Origin of the sequence: Ktedonosporobacter rubrisoli (genome assembly GCF_004208415.1) — a bacterium.
GTDB lineage: Bacteria > Chloroflexota > Ktedonobacteria > Ktedonobacterales > Ktedonobacteraceae > Ktedonosporobacter > Ktedonosporobacter rubrisoli.
In genome coordinates this window covers 6886554-6903362 of the sequence record NZ_CP035758.1, presented here as the reverse complement: position 1 = coordinate 6903362, position 16809 = coordinate 6886554, and the positions used below count along the sequence as shown (strand labels likewise).

Genomic DNA, 16809 nt, shown 5'->3' with positions numbered 1-16809 from the left:
GGCCATACACAGAGCGATCTCTGTGCGAAATGCGGATATTTTTCCCGCACCCGAGTCTTTTTCATAAAAACTATGGAAGGCAGGAATGCAGCATGACAACAGTGAGTGTAAAACTGCGACCACTAGGTGACCGCCTGGTAGTCAAGGCGTTAGCCCGCGAATCAGTAACGAAGAGCGGTATCGTACTGCCAGATACGGCCAAAGAGAAGCCCCAGGAGGGCGAAGTGCTGGCAGTAGGCCCAGGCAAGGTACTTGACAACGGGAAGCGTACAAGCCTAGAGGTCCAGGTTGGACAGAAAGTGCTGTTTGCTAAGTATGCCGGGACAGAGATAAAGCTGGACGGCGAAGAGTATCTTATCCTCCGCGAAAGCGATGTCATGGGCATTGTAGAGTAATACATCAAAAAATTTCATAGATTGTAGGAGTATTGTTTCGTGGCAAAGAGACTGCAATTTGACGAGCAGGCGCGCTACTCTCTGAAGAGAGGAATGGATGCGCTGGCTGATAGCGTAAGAGTTACTCTGGGACCCAAGGGACGCAACGTCGTCCTTGATAAGAAATTTGGGGCCCCGACGATTACTAATGACGGTGTGACGATTGCCCGCGATGTAGAGCTGCCCGATCCCTTTGAGAATATGGGCGCTCAGCTGCTGAAAGAGGCGGCGACCAAGACCAATGATGTGGCAGGTGATGGCACTACAACGGCAACTGTGCTGGCTCATGCTATCGTGAATGAGGGCCTGAAGAACCTGGCCGCAGGAGCCAACCCGATGATTCTGCGCCGTGGCTTAGAGGCCGGTGTTGAGGCCGTTATCACTGAGATTAAGTCGATGGCCAAGCCGGTCGAGACCCGTGAGCAGATCGCTCAGGTGGCCTCCATTTCTGCCGCTGACCAGGAAATTGGTGGCCTGATCGCTGAGGTGATGGAGAAGGTTGGTAAAGATGGTGTGATCACCGTTGAAGAGGGCCGTAGCATTGCTATGGAGAAAGAGTACACCGAGGGCATGCAGTTCGACCGCGGTTTTATCTCTCCCTACATGACTACCAACAACGAGCACACACTTGCCGAGCTGAACGATCCTTATCTCTTGATCACCGATAAGAAGATCAGCGCGATTGCTGATATCCTGCCGGTGCTGGAGCGCGTGCTGCAGAGTGGGCACAAAGATCTTGTGATCATCGCCGAGGATATCGATGGCGAGGCTCTGGCAACCCTGGTTGTCAACAAGCTGCGCGGCGCCTTTAACGTGCTTGGTGTCAAGGCTCCTGGCTTTGGCGATCGCCGCGAGGCCATGCTCGATGATATCGCGATCCTTACCGGCGGTACCGTCATCACTGAGAAGAAGGGCCTCAAGCTTGAGAATGCAACCTTCGAGGATCTGGGCCGCGCTCGTACCGTGACCTCTAACAAAGACACCACGACGATTGTGGAAGGTGCCGGCTCTCAGCAGGATATCCAGGCTCGTATCCAGCAGATTCGTATGCTGATCAACGAGACGACCAGCGACTATGATCGCGAGAAGCTGCAGGAGCGCCTGGCTAAACTGGCCGGTGGCGTTGGCGTGATTAAAGTTGGCGCCGCCACTGAGGTCGAGATGAAAGAGAAGAAGCATCGCGTTGAGGATGCCCTCTCGGCCACCCGCGCTGCTATTGAGGAAGGTATTGTCCCTGGCGGCGGTTCGGTGCTGGTTTCGGCCATCTCTGCCCTCGATAATGTGAAGGTTGCTGGTGGCGATGAGGCAACTGGCCTCAGTATCCTGCGTCGCGCTCTTGAAGAGCCTCTGCGCCAGATCGCCTTCAATGCTGGCCGTGATGGAGCAGTTGTGGTTAACGGCGTGCGCAGTCAGCCCCGTGGCTATGGCTTCAACGCTCTGAGCGGCGAGTATGTAGATATGTTCCAGGCCGGTATCATCGATCCTGTGAAGGTTACTCGCTCTGCTCTGCAGAATGCTGTAAGTATCGCGGGAATGGTGCTCTCGACCGATACCCTCATCACCGATATTCCAGAAGAGCAGCCCGCGGCTCCCGCCGGTGGTATGCCTGGTGGTATGGGCGGTATGGGCGGCATGATGTAATTGCCACTGAGACAGAGCTTTTTATAATACTGAGGGTGCTCCCGCCAGTCGCTGGCCAGAGAGCACCCTTTTTATTTGTTGTTTATAGTGGATTGATCAGCTTTTAGCGCATCTTGCTCCTGGGCTAGCAGAAACTCTCTATTCCTGGTAATAAATGGCTAAGGCTATGCAATCTCGGCGCCGATCTGCTATATTACTTAATAGTGTAACATGATATGAGTTGGTACATAAATAGATGCCAGCCAGGAGAGATAGTGTAAGCTCATATCCGTCTCTCAAGCCTGGACGTATACGCCTTCCTTGCCAGATTGTTGCTCGTCAATTTTTAATGGCTAAATCTCCTGCCCCTTTTCAGCTATAGAATATGTGCGATAAGCGAGGACTTTGATCGGGTATCCTCCAGAAGTACCATAAAAAAAGCTGCTACTATGATCTAGCAAGGCCAGAGAGCCTTCACCAGCTTTTTGTTGCCTTTGACAACTGACATTAGGTTATGCTAATATCTGAGTAGAGAAGTAGGATATGGGTCTGTTTGTACAGGATGCAGTTGCCTCTATGGCAAGTTGTTCCGCCGATGGACCGTAGGATAAAGCCATAAGAGGCTTTTAGAGAATATTTAGGAGGAGAACAACATGGATGTGCCAAAAACTCTTAGTTCACAGTCTGTTGCCGATATCCCCCCTTCCCCACTTACGAGATTTCTCTTTACCGACACATATGCCGCCTGGGTATGGCTGTTTGTGCGTCTCTACGTAGGCTATGAATGGTTTACTTCCGGCTGGAGCAAGCTGACAGGTTACTCGCTTAAGTTTACTTCCTTTGGCCAGGCAGAAGGAGGTGGAAGCTGGATATTTAGCCAGCATGGAAGCAGCGCGATTAAGGGTTTTGCTCTGGGCGCCTTAAAAAAGTCGCTGGGAGAGAATCCAAGTGTGCAGGATTGGTATGCAGGATTTTTGCATCAAGTTGTTTTGCCAAATCCTGTTGTGTTTTCGTACATCATCACGTTCGGTGAACTGCTTGTCGGCATCGCCTTGATTTTAGGCATCCTGACCGGTATTGCTGCTTGTTTTGGTTGCTTTATGAACCTTAACTATATGCTTGCTGGTGCTGTGAGCATTAATCCAATTCTTGGCGGCCTGGGAATATTGCTGATTCTGGCCTGGCGGGTGGCCGGATATATCGGGTTGGATCGTTTTATCGTGCCTCTGCTCGGGGCTCCCTGGACTGGCTCCCTATACCGGAGGAAGCAGCTAAAGGCGCAACAAGTGGAAACGCAAGCAGCTCAAAACTGAGCGTGTGTAATGACAGACCCATTCTACTGTTTTCGGTTAGCAGTGATCGGTTCGCATACATGTGAGTTGATCACCTTCGGGGCACAGTTCTCTCCGCGCTGTGCCCTCTTTTTTTTTGCCATATTGAGCACAGTGCCGCTCATCTCCACGCGTGAGCATTAAGTTTCCTGATTTGCCATCTTGACAAGGGCTTTCCTCCATGTTATATACTTTACTATCAGTAAAGTACTTCTCTCTGGTAGAAGTATATACGAAAATTAGCAGGCTGACGAAAGGAAAAAAGCATGGGATGCGATCCTCAACAGGCGGAAGAGGCGCTACGCAGGATTGAGCGGGTCCAGCAGGGCGCGGCGCGCCATAGCGAGAACAACGGTGTATTGCAGCTCGTCTGGGGTGCAGCGATTATTGTGGCCATGGCAGGCTTTGATATCTTTCCTCGCTTTGCTGGTAGCCAGAATAGGGCTCTCGGACCGCTTTTAGCTGGGCTCTTTGTAGCTGTGGTGGCGCTAGGAACCGCAATATGGACAGGGGTTTATAGTCGGCGTTTGCCTGTTCAGCCGTGGAAATCGACGCGTAAGCAGATATTCTTGCTCTGGGGCCTGTACCACATCCTGGTAATCTGTGGGGGCACCTTTCTTGGCCTATTCCTGTTTGGCAAGCAAGAGGCCTTCCTGCCTGTCTGGTTTACTTGTGTTGGATTACTCAGCGGCCTGCCGTTGCTCATTGTTGGTTTGTTTGCCTGGAGACGTGCCCAGATACAGAAGGGGTAACTATGTCTATGCAATCCGGGGAAGCCAGGCAGGACGATGGGAACGCTGAGAAGCAGAGGCATCATCCGCGCCTGGAATTGGACGAAGCGATTCACCAGCCAGTTCGGCTCTCCATTATGGCTATTCTGGCGCAAGCAAAAAAGGTTGATTTTGCCTTCTTACGCGATTATCTAGAGCTGGGAGATTCTAATCTCTCACGCCACTTGAGCGCGCTAGAGTCGTTAGGATATATCATAATCGATAAAGTTTTTGAAGGAAAACGGGCGCGAACCTGGATCTCATTGAGCTCTCAAGGGCGAGCTGCCTTTGAAAATCATGTAAGTGTTTTACGCTCTATTGTTGAGCAACCTATCGAAACGCAGGAGTAAGCTGAGCAAAGAGTTTCTTTGCTAGAAAGGGATCTTCTTTTATATGACGCTGCTCAATTGGGGCGCCTTTGCAGTCGCCATGGCTCTTATGGTTCTGTTTCCCCTCGGCCTGGCGGCTTTCTTTCAGCGACGTTTCAGCTTATCATGGAAGATGTTCTTTATTGCGGCAGGCTTTTACCTGCTCAATCTGTTGATCCAGATTCCGTTTAACTTCGTGCTCTGGCCCATGTTGTTTGGTAGCATGCCCTGGGTCTTGCTAGCATTTATAACCCTGACTTATGGGGTATGTGAAGAGACTATGCGCTACCTTAGCTTTCGGGTGGGAAGGAGCATGCGCGACCATCGCGACGCCAACGGCGCGCTCATGGCTGGTGTGGGGCACGGAGGGACTGAAGCGATAGTCTTTGCGCTACAGCTAGCTATGGCGATTGTGGCGGCCGTGTTTGCTCCCCAGTTCTTGCGCCCTGGTACGCATCCTGCGGAAATCCTGGGAGCTGCGGCCTGGAGCTTTGTGTTTCAGGGCTTAGATCGGGTCATCGGGATAACCTGTCATCTTGGCTTTGCGACTTTGATAGTGCTGGCCTATCGTCGCTCGTGGCTCTTTTATCCCCTGGCCGCCCTGGTCCACTGGCTTATAGATTTCTCGGCCTTTGGCCTGCAAAGGCTTCCGGGCGGCCAGGTCTGGAGCGAGCTCCTCTTCTTGGGATATGCCATTCTGGCCCTTGTCCTGCTACGCTATGTACGAACGCGCCACCTGGCAGATCCGGCCCCATCTCTCAGCACCGACGACGAAAAGCAGGCTTCAGCCACAGCCTGATGCAGTCTCTCTTGTTAGTTCATGAGTTCCGTAACGGCATTTGACGGCTTGACTGCTCATAATGCCGTCAGCGGTTATTATGATGTCCGGAGGATGGCAGATCGGCTTGCTCCCAAGGCCGGGCCTCGCAAAGTGCCAGATCTGACTTAAAGCAAGCCAAGTTCCCGAATATACATCACAGCCTGGGTTCGATCACGCAGGCCCAGACGACTGAACACATTGGAAATATGGTTTTTTACGGTTCCCTCGCTGATGACCAGCTGCTCAGCTATCTCGCGATTAGTTGCGCCAGTCGCAATCAGGCGTAAGATCTCAATCTCACGCCTCGTCAGCTCGCCAGTATTCGTAGTTCCTGAAGCTTTGTTCGCATAGTTTATAGCATTGGAAAGACCTGCTGAGGTGCTGGCCTGGCTTTTGTCCTTCTGTTTCGCGGGCGTGAAGGCTGCCAGCATCTTTCCGGCAATTGAGGGATCGAGTTGATAGATGCCTTGCGCGGCTGCATGGACGGCGAGAGCCAGGTCGGCAGCCGGAATATCCTTGAGCAGATAGCCAGATGCCCCGGCCTGTAAGGCATCTTTGATATATTCGTCATCGTCAAAGGTTGTAAGCACAAGGATGTGGCAGGCAGGCACCTGTTGCCGAATCTTGCCAGTTGCCTCTACGCCATCCATGACAGGCATGCGAACATCCATCAAGATGACATCTGGCTCTAAAGTAACGGCAATCTCAAGGGCTTGCTGCCCATTAGTAGCAGTGGCAATGACTTCTATGCCATCCTGGACATGCAGGAGCGAGGCGATGCCATCGCGCACAAGCTGTTGATCGTCCACTACCAGTACCCGAATGCTCTGCTTTTCAAGCTTGCTCATCGTATCCATCCTTTGCTACATTTTCTCGGCTATGCGTCCTGGCCTGAGCGGGGATACTCACAAGTAAGGTAGTTCCCCGCCCGAACTTACTTTCCAGATGGAATACTCCCTTGACCTGCGCAATCCTTTCTCTCATGCCCTGCAGCCCATAACCGCCTCTACCTTCTGTCGTCTGCTCCCTGATCAGCTTTGGCTCGAAGCCACCTCCATTATCGTGAATGCGCAGGCGGGCCTCTTGCTCGGCGAACAGGAGCGTTACTTCAACCTTGCTGGCCCGAGCGTGCTTCTGAATATTGGTGAAACCTTCCTGGGCTACGCGGTAGAGCGTGTTACGTATCTCGCGCGAGAAGTTGGTTTCATCGCCTTCTGTGTAATAGTCAACGGAGATCTGGCTTATGCGCAGGTGTTGGATCAGAAGGGCAATGCTGCTGGCACAGGAGTAATCATCCTGCGTGAGCCGCAGCGTACGCACTGAGCTGCGCACCTCTTGCAGGGCTTCTCTGGTCACCTGCCTGGCCGCACCCACCGCCTGAAGGGCTTCCTGCGGATTCCTTTCATGATATACCAGGGCTTTCTCTAACTGCACACTGATGGCCATAAGGGCATGCCCAAGGCCATCGTGAATGTCGCGCGCGATCCGGTTGCGTTCCTTGAAGGCTGCCAGCTCAGCTATCTGTTCAGTATAAAGGCTCAACTGCTGATGCGAGCTTGCAAGCTCCCCTAAGAGCTGCTCGGCTCGTTGACGGCTGGCCTTTTCCTGCGAGACAACCCGGGCCATGGCCAGCAGAAAGACCAGGCCGAAGCAGAAAATCGTACTTGTCCAGAGGTTAGGTAGATCGCGATACCAGTGTGCCGAGTAGAGGGTAGTTTTGATGAGATAGATTACTCCGGCTAACAGGGCGATCCAGTAGCCTGCTCTGGCACCAAAATAGAGCGTGGCGAGATAGGGAGGGATGAGATAGAGCATGATCGCGTAGTTGAGAGGGACAAAGTAGAAGCGCTCAAGCTGTGTGATGCCTTCGATCAAGAGGATACGCAGCACGAGTAAGGTGATAGCAGCCCGCTTTGGCGTCTCTTCCTTGAACCAGTAGTATTCGAGGCGATCAATGGAAAGCAGGATTACGATAGCCAACGTAATTGCTACTGTAACGCCGATAGCCTCTGAGGCGGCAATGCAGGAGCAGCGAGTAAATAGTTTGAAGTATGAGATGGCAAGAATGCCAAGGTAAAGGGCTGAGGATACCCAATCAAATGGTTTGGGAGCCAGCCACCAGCTCTGTTGTGATTTTTCGCCCATGCGGGATGTTTGCCTCTCTGCGCTAAACGCGAGCTCGCTAATGTGCCTTCTTCAAAGAGAAGCATAGATGAAAATGTAGTAAAGGACAATATGCCATTCGTCACTCCCAGCCAGTCGAAATGCATAGGACGATGCGCCATGGGGAAGGGATAGAAAAAATATCCCTTTCGCCTCTCATAGTTAGCCCTTCTTTCACTCCGGCTTCCCCGCGCTTTCCCATTATGCTGAGAGCAGCGAGGCTGGCCTCGCACAATTTTAGCGGAAATTTTTTATGTAGCATCAAGTTGTGCAAACACGCATTTTGTAAGAAAAGGGAGAGTTCATGTCCCAAACGATAGCGATTTCGCCCTGGCGATGCTGGCTTAAGCAGCATTCACTGCTTGCTTACTTTATCCTGGCCTTTAGTATAAGCTGGCTGTTCGAGCTTCCTGTGGTCCTATCCCATGCTGGTCTTGGCTGGCTTCCATACAATGTTCCTCCGTTGCTGGCTAATAGCTCACCCGGGGTTCCGCTCGGGCCGACCGGTGCTGCCTTCATTCTGACCGCGCTCTTAGAAGGGAAAGTGGGAGTCATGCGCCTGCTCAAGCGCTATGTCCAGTGGCGCGTTTCGCTCAAATGGTATCTTCTGATTCTGTTGGGCTCACCTTTGCTGATGCTTCTAAGCGCTAGCGTCTTCTCTGCCCCGCATCTGCAGAGGCTTCCCTTCTTTTTGAGCTCGTACTCGACCCATTTGCTCATTGCTTTAGCGATCAATTGGGAAGAGGGAGGCTGGCGCGGCTTCGCCCTTCCGCGTTTGCAGAAACTGGCCGGGCCTTTGTGGGGTAGCCTCATCTTAGGCTTTATGTGGGGCACCTGGCATCTCCCATTGATGTTTATTCCTACCCAGTCTCCCTACGGCCACACCTTTACCTGGGCCCTGGCGCTGTTCTTTTTTATGCAAATCATGGCAAAATCGGTAAACTATACCTGGATCTTTAATAATACGGGAGGAAGCTTGCTCATGGCTACCCTCATTCATGCAGCCACTTCTATAAATGCACATGATATAGAACAGCTCTTTGGAGCAACCGGAGCTCTTATGGCTCAAGCTGAGGCGGCTCTCGCCTATGGGGTGCTTGCCTTACTGGTTATTGCCTTAACTAGAGGAACTCTTTCCTATCCATTACAGAAAGCTGTTCTTAAGGACGATAAAAAGCTACAGGAGAAAGATTTAATGTGGCCTGAGGATACTACAAGGAGAAAAGAGAGAAGTAGATAGAATCAGTCGCCAGGTTTGTAGCTAAAATATCAGTGTTAGATCCAAACAACCGGATCTAACATTGCATTAATTATGGATTGCTTCGAGCTGTGTAAAACCTCTTCTGCTCGATGATAGCTGAAGGATCAGGTAAGAGAGACATTGGAATTACCTACCACATCTTCTATAAGGAAAGGGCGCGAAATGGAAGCGAGTATTGTCATACCTACTTGTAACAAAGCCAGCTATCTTGAGCTAACCCTGGCGTCATTGCTACGTCAATCCTATCCAGCGTCGCAATATGAAGTTATCGTTGTCGATGATGGGAGCAGCGATAGAACGAGTGAAGTGTTGGAGTACTTTGCCGGCCAGCAGTGGAATTTCCGCTCTATCAAGCAGAGAAATGCGGGTCGCAGCGCTGCACGCAATGCGGGGATACTGGCCACAAGAGGAAAGATAGTCATTTTTGTTGATGATGATTGTATATGCTGCAGAAACCTTGTGGCTGCACACACACAACGCCATGCTGGGGCTTCTAATAAGGCCGTCATTGGTCTCTGCTCGGACATATTTACGCGCCTTCCTATTGACCGTGAACAGTGTAAGCGCGAGCTCAAGAAGATGCTATGTGACATGCGCTATACCTTTACGGAGCATCCAGCCGTGATTGAGGCTATTGAAAATATAGTAGCAGCTTTACCCGTTACGCTTGAACTGATTACGCCCGAGGATATCGACAAATATCCAGAAAAAATCGAGCTGTTAGCAATAACTAATCCTGATGCTTATGTTTATGATGCTTTCCAACGCATTGCTCTACAGCAATTCTCCTGTCCGTGGGAATTCTTTGTTACCAGAAATGTATCTGTTGACAGAGATAGTTTACTGAAAGCCGGTATGTTTGATGAAGGCTTTCGCGGTTGGGGAGAAGAAGATCCTGAATTAGGCTATCGATTATTTACTGCTGGAGTAGTATTTGATACTACTCTTGATGCTATTATCTATCACCAGGCCCATCCGCGCAACAAAGAAATGACGCTTAAAGAGTGGCTAGGCAATTATATGAAATTCTGTGAAAAGTATGATGCGCCTGAACTTTACCTGAAATTGCAGTTTGCCAGGAGGCTTATCACTTTGCCTGACTACGAGCAGATAGTTGGCAAGATAAAGGCCGGTCTGTTAGGCGAGACCGATTTGCAGGCGATTAAAGAACGCTATGAGGAACTTATTGCGGATTGCCTGGAAACAGGTTTAGAGCCGGCTTAAAATCCACAAAACCTTGATCTTGCCGAGGTCCTGCAAAAAGACCTCGGCAAGTGCTTGTTTGGCATGAGCGGTACGTCATAAGAGCTCGGAGGGGCTTATAGGGTGGATGCTTGATACTCCGTGTGCTGAAAGCTGGGTAGCACTTCGTCAACTAGCAGTTCAAGGGTAGTGAGATCAGGAAAATCGCCAGTGTTGAGCATAAAGTAGCTTACCCCAAGATCAATAAATTCCTGAATGCGCTCTTTGACCTGGGAGACTGTACCCACCAAGCCATATTCATCAGGGTAGGTCGCCCGTAGAGGGCGTAAGGCATCCTCGGTCGCGCGACAAATGCAGCCGCCAAACCAGGTGCGACGTAGGGAAAGTGGGTCGCGCTGTATGGCCAGGCAGGCGCGCTCACAGTCAACTACTTGCTGGCGATACGTAGCCAGGCCAGGCCTATCGGCTGACCACCAATCGGCGTGGCGCGCGACGATGTTTAGCATCTGCGGCCTGGCTCCCCCTACGACGATGGGCGGTACTGGTACTGGCCGGGGCTCACAGTGAGCCTCAAGGATCTGGTAGTGCTTGCCCTGAATCGTGACACCAGAATTCTGCCAGAGGGCGCGAATGATTTGGAGCGCTTCCTCCAACTGGGCAACCCGCTTGTGGGGAGGCGGGAAGGCATATCCATAAGCTTTGTATTCCTCTTCGTGCCAGCCGGCGCCAAGCCCCAGGATCAAGCGACCATTGCTCAAGTATTGGAAGGTCGCTGCCATTTTGGCCAGAAGAGCCGGATTACGATATGATTGGCTCAGGACCAGGCTACCGAATTGGAGCTGGGGATAAAGAGGGGCCAGATAGGTAAGCATTGTCCAGCTTTCGAGGATCTGATCATTCATGAATTGAAGGTGATCATGGCTCCATACCGAGTGGAAGGACTTTACAGCAAGCCGAAGTCCTTGCTGGAGGTGGGCAAGAAATTTGGGCTGAGCGATGTTACCTCTCTCATTGGGTCGGCCAGGCAAGACCCAGCCAAATTGTACAGATGTCATTGTATGCTTCCTTTCTCGCATAGAGACTTGTCTCGCCCCAGTAGATGGTATGGGCCAGTTCGGGCGTGGGATATGGGCCTTCGATGAAGACGATACATTGGGCATTCCCGAGAAAGATGCCGTTCGCCTGCTTGCTCTGGCTAGGCTTGTGGTTTTGCATTAACGATCACCATCGGAAAGGCGAGCGATATACTTTATTCCTACTCTATGTATATCGACTGCCCTTGCCTTTCTTTACATGTCAGGCTGGCTTTGTGCCTGGCTAGAATGAATTGCAAAAATTGCTGGAAAAAACCCTTGACAACTCGGCAAGTCTGATGCATAATAACACCCGTCTCAGAAAGACAGCACTCCTGCAAGATATGAAGCGGCTTCGCTGCTGATTACAAGCAGTTTGAAAAGAGATTGAAAAAACCTCTTGACAAAGCTTTCGACCTGTGACATACTATGCGAGCTGTCGCAAGACAATCACCGATCGAGCACGACCGGTGCTCCTGTCAGCGAAGCATGTTTGCGCCACGGTAAAGTGGCTCCTCTGGGATCAGTTCTTCCCTGTTTTCACGTTTCTCTCCGCACAGATCGTGCGCCCATTTTTGCCTGCGTGTCTGCAGGCGCCTGGGAGCCGGTCGGAGCCAAACAACGAAATCTAAGGAACGAAAAAAATTCCCGGAAAAAGGGGTTGACAAACCCCCAAAGATATGCGATACTACCGCTACAGTACACGAGGGCACGAAAACAAAAGCGTTGCCCGGTACGAGCGAGACGAACGATCCTACGCGGATCGGTCGGGACCTTAACAACTGAAGAGTGGAAAGCAGAACAGCAACTGGCAAATGATGTATCGTGCACAAGCTGCAAGCGATGCCAGTTCCTGTCAAGCAATTTGAGTATGTAACTTTACGAGCGAATGAGCTCAGAAGAACACGCTTTTTCTCATGGTCTTGTCAAGATCATGTGAACCATAAACTATTGGATGGCGAGTTTGATCCTGGCTCAGGATAAACGCTGGCGGCGTGCCTAACACATGCAAGTCGAACGCCTTCTGGCAACAGAGGGAGTGGCGGACGGGTGAGGAACACGTGGGTTATCTACCTCCGGGTGAGGAATACCACCGGGAAACCGGTGACAATACCGCATAGGTTTCGTAAGAAACAAAGCTTCGCAAGAGGCGCCGGGAGATGAGCCTGCGGCCGATTAGCTGGTTGGTGGGGTAAAAGCCTACCAAGGCGACGATCGGTAGCTGGTCTGAGAGGACGATCAGCCACACTGGGATTGAGAACGGCCCAGACTCCTACGGGGGGCAGCAGTGAGGAATTTTCCGCAATGGTCGCAAGACTGACGGAGCAACGCCGCGTGCAGGAAGACGGCCTTCGGGTTGTAAACTGCTTTTCTGAGGGACGAGCAAGGACGGTACCTCAGGAATCAGCTCCGGCTAACTACGTGCCAGCAGCCGCGGTAATACGTAGGGAGCAAGCGTTGTCCGGAGTTACTGGGCGTAAAGCGCACGCAGGCGGTGAACCAAGTTTGGAGTGACAGTCCTCGGCTTAACTGAGGAAGTGCTTCGAAAACTGGCTCACTTGAGGGCTTCAGAGGGACAGGGAATTCCGGGTGTAGTGGTGAAATGCGTAGATATCCGGAGGAACACCAAAGGCGTAGGCACTGTCCTGGGGAGTCACTGACGCTCAGGTGCGAAAGCTAGGGGAGCGAACGGGATTAGATACCCCGGTAGTCCTAGCCGTAAACGATGACCACCAGGTGTGGGAGGTATCGACCCCTTCCGTGCCGGCGCTAACGCTTTAAGTGGTCCGCCTGGGGAGTACGGTCGCAAGATTAAAACTCAAAGGAATTGACGGGGACCCGCACAAGCAGCGGAGCGTGTGGTTTAATTCGATGCAACGCGAAGAACCTTACCAGGGCTTGACATGGAGTTGCACCACCCAGAGATGGGTGTCCCTTCGGGGCGGCTCCACAGGTGCTGCATGGCTGTCGTCAGCTCGTGTCGTGAGATGTTGGGTTAAGTCCCGCAACGAGCGCAACCCCTATCGTCGGTTACAAGTGTCCGGCGAGACTGCCGCGATCAACGTGGAGGAAGGCGGGGATGACGTCAAGTCAGCACGGCCCTTACGTCCTGGGCGACACACACGCTACAATGGCCACGACAAAGGGTCGCCAACCCGCGAGGGGGAGCTAATCCCAACAAACGTGGTCTCAGTTCAGATTGTAGGCTGCAACCCGCCTGCATGAAGTTGGAGTTGCTAGTAACCGTGGGTCAGCACACCACGGTGAATACGTTCCCGGGTCTTGTACACACCGCCCGTCACACCACGAAAGTCGGCAACACCTGAAGCCGCTGGGCTAACCCGTAAGGGGGGCAAGCGTCGAGGGTGGGGTCGGTGATTGGGGTGAAGTCGTAACAAGGTAGCCGTACCGGAAGGTGCGGCTGGATCACCTCCTTTCTAGGGAGTCAGTTCCTGGTAGTTCTACCAGGAAACTTCCAGGTCGGTACAGGAACGGCAGCGCAGCGTGCCGAGGTATCATGCACAGGCTGGCTGGTTTCCACTCTCCAGGGGTTGGGGCAACCCGATCCATGCACTTGAACAACCAAAGATGTATTCTTCAATTTTGCTGAGTGACCAAACTCAGCCACGAAGAGCACAATTGATCGAGAACCAAAACAACGAGGCAACAACAAGCTCGACAGAGTACGAGGTGGATGCCTTGGTGCTAAAGGCCGATGAAGGACGCGGAGACCGGCGAAACGTTCAGGGGGAGCTGCACACAAGCGAAGAGCCCTGAGTATCCGAATGGGGCAACCCATCCAGAGTGATGTCTGGATACCCCCTGCTGAACACATAGGCAGGGCGGAGGGCAGCAGGCGAACTGAAACATCTCAGTAGCTTGACGAAAAGAAATCAACCGAGATTCCCGTAGTAGTGGCGAGCGAACCGGGAGGAGCCCAAACCAGTGACACTTCGGTGCCACCGGGGTTGTAGGACCGGCGCAAGGTGAACCAAGCTGACTCGAAGGAACTGGAACGTTCCACCAGAGCGGGTGAGAGTCCCGTAGAGGCAGGGGAGGAACACTGGCTGGGATCCTGAGTACCACGAGACACGTGCAATCTTGTGGGAAGCTGGGGGGACCACCCTCCAAGGCTCAATACCTTTAGCAACCGATAGCGAACAAGTACCGTGAGGGAAAGGTGAAAAGCACCCCGAGAGGGGGATGAAAGAGACCCTGAAACCACGTACTCACCAGCAGCCAGAGGCCACTGTTCCCGTGGGGAACCAAGGGCTGATGGCGTGCCTTTTGTAGAATGATCCGGCGAGTGCATCGTCGTCGCAGGTTAACCTCCGCTAAAGGAGGGGAGCCAGAGGGCAACCGAGTCTGAAGCAGGCGTAGGTGTGGCGGCGATGCGACCCGAAACCGTGTGAGCTACCCATGAGCAGAGTGAAGCGAAGGTGAAACTTCGTCGAGGCTCGCACCCACCAGTGTTGCAAAACTGGGGGATGACTTGTGGGTAGGGGTGAAATGCCAAACGAACACGGAGATAGCTGGTTCTCCCCGAAATGTATTGAGGTACAGCCACGTGGGAGTCCCGCAAGGGACCATAACTATCCTGGAGGTAGAGCACTGGATGGGCTAGGGGCCAAGTGCTGGTTACCAACCCCACTCAAACTGCGAATGCCAGGACAGGAAGCCACGTGAGTGAGACGGCGGGGCTAAGCTTCGTCGTCAAAAGGGAAACAGCCCAGATCACCAGCTAAGGTCTCAAACTTACTGCTCAGTGTTAAAGGGGGTCATCCCGCCCAAACAGCCAGGATGTTGGCTTAGAAGCAGCCATCATTGAAAGAGTGCGTAATAGCTCACTGGTCGAGTGGAGTGGCACCGACAACGTATCGAGGCTCAAGCAGTAGACCGAAGCTGTGAATACCTATGCAAATGGGTATGGTAGGGGAGCGTTGTGTGGCCCAGAGAAGCCAGATCGTAAGGACTGGTGGAGGACACACAAGTGAGAATGCCGGAATGAGTAGCGCAATCGCTGTGACAACCAGCGACACCGAACGCCTGAGGGTTCCTGGGCACCGTCAATCGTCCCAGGGTGAGTCGGGCCCTAAGCCGAGGACATCACGTCGTAGGCGATGGAAAGCAGGTGGAGATTCCTGCACCGGAGTTGCTCGCTACGAGCAATGGGGGGACGCAGTAGGGAAGGTGAACCTCTCGAATGGACAGGAGAGGCGTCCAGCACGAAGTGCGAAGCTGAGGCAAATCCCAGCTTCACCAGCATGACGACTGGACCGAGCGCTCGCAAGAGCGCGGAAGTCATCGGCCCCCAGGCTGCCAAGAAAAGCCTCTCGCCAGAGCCAACTCCGCCCGTACCGCAAACCGACACAGGTAGGCAGGGGGAAATCCCCCAAGGTGAACGAGCGACCCTCTGTTAAGGAACTCGGCAAATTGACCCCGTACCTTTGGAAGAAGGGGTGCCTTGGTAACTTCCCTTCGGGGGGTGAAGAGGTTGCAAGAAATTGGCCCAACCGACTGTTTACCAAAAACACAGGTCTCTGCGAACGCGAAAGCGGAAGTATAGGGGCTGACTCCTGCCCAGTGCCGGAAGGTTACGAGGAGCGGTGAGCGTAGCCGCGAATCTAAGCCCCGGTGAACGGCGGCCGTAACTATAACGGTCCTAAGGTAGCGAAATTCCTTGTCGGGTAAGTTCCGACCCGCACGAAAGGAGTAACGAGTTGGGCACTGTCTCAACAGAGGACTCGGCGAAATTGAAGTACCCGTGAAGATACGGGTTACCCACGACAGGACAAAAAGACCCCGTGGAGCTTTACTACAGTTTGGCCTGGATACGGTGCGGTAGGTGCGTAGGATAGGTGGGAGCCGGAGAACTCATCCTTGTGGGGGTGAGGGAGGCACAAGTGAAATACCACTCTCCTGGTGTGTTGTATCTCATGCCTGGCCATGAGCTGGCAGGCAGACAGGGCCAGATGGGTAGTTTGACTGGGGCGGTCGCCTCCCAAAGAGTAACGGAGGCGCCCAAAGGTTCCCTCAGGGTGGATGGACATCACCCGTAAGAGTGTAAAGGCAGAAGGGAGCTTGACTGCGAGGCAGACGCGCCGAGCAGGGACGAAAGTCGGGCTTAGTGATCCCACATTCCCGAGTGGAAGGAATGTGGCTCAACGGATAAAAGCTACCCCGGGGATAACAGGCTTATCTTGCCCAAGAGTTCACATCGACGGCAAGGTTTGGCACCTCGATGTCGGCTCGTCGCATCCTGGGGCTGGAGTAGGTCCCAAGGGTTGGGCTGTTCGCCCATGAAAGCGGCACGCGAGCTGGGTTCAGAACGTCGCGAGACAGTTCGGTCTCTATCCGTCGTGGGCGTAGGAGAATTGAGGGGAGTCATCTTCAGTACGAGAGGACCGAGATGGCTTGACCGCTGGTGCGCCAGTTGGCCTGCCCGGGCCAGAGCTGGGTAGCTACGTCAAGAAGGGATAAGCGCTGAAAGCATCTAAGCGCGAAGCCGACCGCAAGACAAGTTCTCCCACTCTCTTTCGAGAGAGTTAAGATCCCAGGAAGACGACCTGGTAGATAGACTGTGGGTGCACGCCTGGTAACAGGCGCAGCTGAACAGCCCTAATGATCGTACGGCTTGTGTAGTCTCCCTTGTGGAGGGGCTCGATCAGGGCTCTTTGAGGCTGAGGAGGCGCTCGGCAAAATTGAGGAATACATCGTTGGTAGTTCGAGAGGGTGAGCTCAGGCTCACCGCGAAGGTTCGCTGCA

Annotated in this window: 12 protein-coding genes and 2 rRNA genes; 10 read left to right on the top strand and 4 right to left on the bottom strand. The window is 52.9% G+C overall.

Annotation, left to right across the window (positions count from 1 at the left end):
• The first annotated feature begins 92 nt into the window (after positions 1-92).
• The 6 genes from groES (at position 93) to EPA93_RS29975 (ending at position 5322) form a co-directional block, all read left to right on the top strand.
• Positions 93-395, top strand: coding sequence for a co-chaperone GroES (groES, locus tag EPA93_RS30000; protein WP_129891053.1), 303 nt, complete (start codon positions 93-95; stop codon positions 393-395).
• 39 nt (positions 396-434) lie between these two features.
• Complete coding sequence (groL, locus tag EPA93_RS29995) at positions 435-2075, top strand: chaperonin GroEL (protein ID WP_129891052.1); 1641 nt, start codon at positions 435-437, stop codon at positions 2073-2075.
• A gap of 632 nt (positions 2076-2707) precedes the next feature.
• The gene (locus EPA93_RS29990) at positions 2708-3367 is read left to right on the top strand and encodes a DoxX family protein (protein WP_129891051.1); all 660 of its coding nucleotides are present in this window, start codon (positions 2708-2710) and stop codon (positions 3365-3367) included.
• Positions 3368-3651: 284 nt separating this feature from the next.
• The gene (locus EPA93_RS29985) at positions 3652-4137 is read left to right on the top strand and encodes a hypothetical protein (RefSeq protein WP_129891050.1); all 486 of its coding nucleotides are present in this window, start codon (positions 3652-3654) and stop codon (positions 4135-4137) included.
• 2 nt (positions 4138-4139) lie between these two features.
• The gene (locus tag EPA93_RS29980) at positions 4140-4505 is read left to right on the top strand and encodes a winged helix-turn-helix domain-containing protein (protein ID WP_207229242.1); all 366 of its coding nucleotides are present in this window, start codon (positions 4140-4142) and stop codon (positions 4503-4505) included.
• A 43-nt stretch (positions 4506-4548) separates the two neighbouring features.
• On the top strand, positions 4549-5322 hold the full coding sequence (locus EPA93_RS29975) for a YhfC family glutamic-type intramembrane protease (protein WP_129891049.1): 774 nt from the start codon (positions 4549-4551) through the stop codon (positions 5320-5322).
• 146 nt (positions 5323-5468) lie between these two features.
• Here the strand turns inward: EPA93_RS29975 and EPA93_RS29970 are convergent, their stop codons facing one another.
• Complete coding sequence (locus EPA93_RS29970) at positions 5469-6191, bottom strand: response regulator transcription factor (RefSeq protein WP_129891048.1); 723 nt, start codon at positions 6189-6191, stop codon at positions 5469-5471.
• Entirely contained in the window at positions 6178-7488 is a 1311-nt protein-coding gene (locus tag EPA93_RS29965; RefSeq protein ID WP_129891047.1) for a sensor histidine kinase, read from the bottom strand. Before EPA93_RS29965 ends, EPA93_RS29970 begins: the two co-directional genes overlap by 14 nt.
• A 322-nt stretch (positions 7489-7810) precedes the next feature.
• Between EPA93_RS29965 and EPA93_RS29960 the strand changes: the two genes are divergently transcribed.
• Entirely contained in the window at positions 7811-8746 is a 936-nt protein-coding gene (locus EPA93_RS29960; RefSeq protein WP_129891046.1) for a CPBP family intramembrane glutamic endopeptidase, read from the top strand.
• 183 nt (positions 8747-8929) lie between these two features.
• Positions 8930-9991, top strand: coding sequence for a glycosyltransferase family 2 protein (locus tag EPA93_RS29955; RefSeq protein ID WP_129891045.1), 1062 nt, complete (start codon positions 8930-8932; stop codon positions 9989-9991).
• A 95-nt stretch (positions 9992-10086) separates the two neighbouring features.
• On the opposite strand, the gene EPA93_RS29950 is transcribed toward EPA93_RS29955, so the two are convergent.
• Both EPA93_RS29950 and EPA93_RS48620 read right to left on the bottom strand, forming a co-directional pair.
• Positions 10087-11025 (bottom strand): LLM class flavin-dependent oxidoreductase, encoded by a 939-nt coding sequence (locus EPA93_RS29950; RefSeq protein ID WP_165423487.1) that lies wholly within the window; start codon positions 11023-11025, stop codon positions 10087-10089.
• Positions 10979-11185, bottom strand: a complete 207-nt coding sequence (locus EPA93_RS48620; protein WP_165423486.1) for a hypothetical protein — start codon at positions 11183-11185, stop codon at positions 10979-10981. Before EPA93_RS48620 ends, EPA93_RS29950 begins: the two co-directional genes overlap by 47 nt.
• Before the next feature lie 810 nt (positions 11186-11995).
• Here EPA93_RS48620 and EPA93_RS29945 point away from each other — a divergent pair.
• Positions 11996-13481 (top strand): 16S ribosomal RNA (locus EPA93_RS29945).
• A 230-nt stretch (positions 13482-13711) separates the two neighbouring features.
• Positions 13712-16685: ribosomal RNA gene (locus EPA93_RS29940) — 23S ribosomal RNA — on the top strand.
• Together the 16S and 23S rRNA genes form the textbook arrangement of a ribosomal RNA operon.
• Positions 16686-16809: the final 124 nt, after the last annotated feature.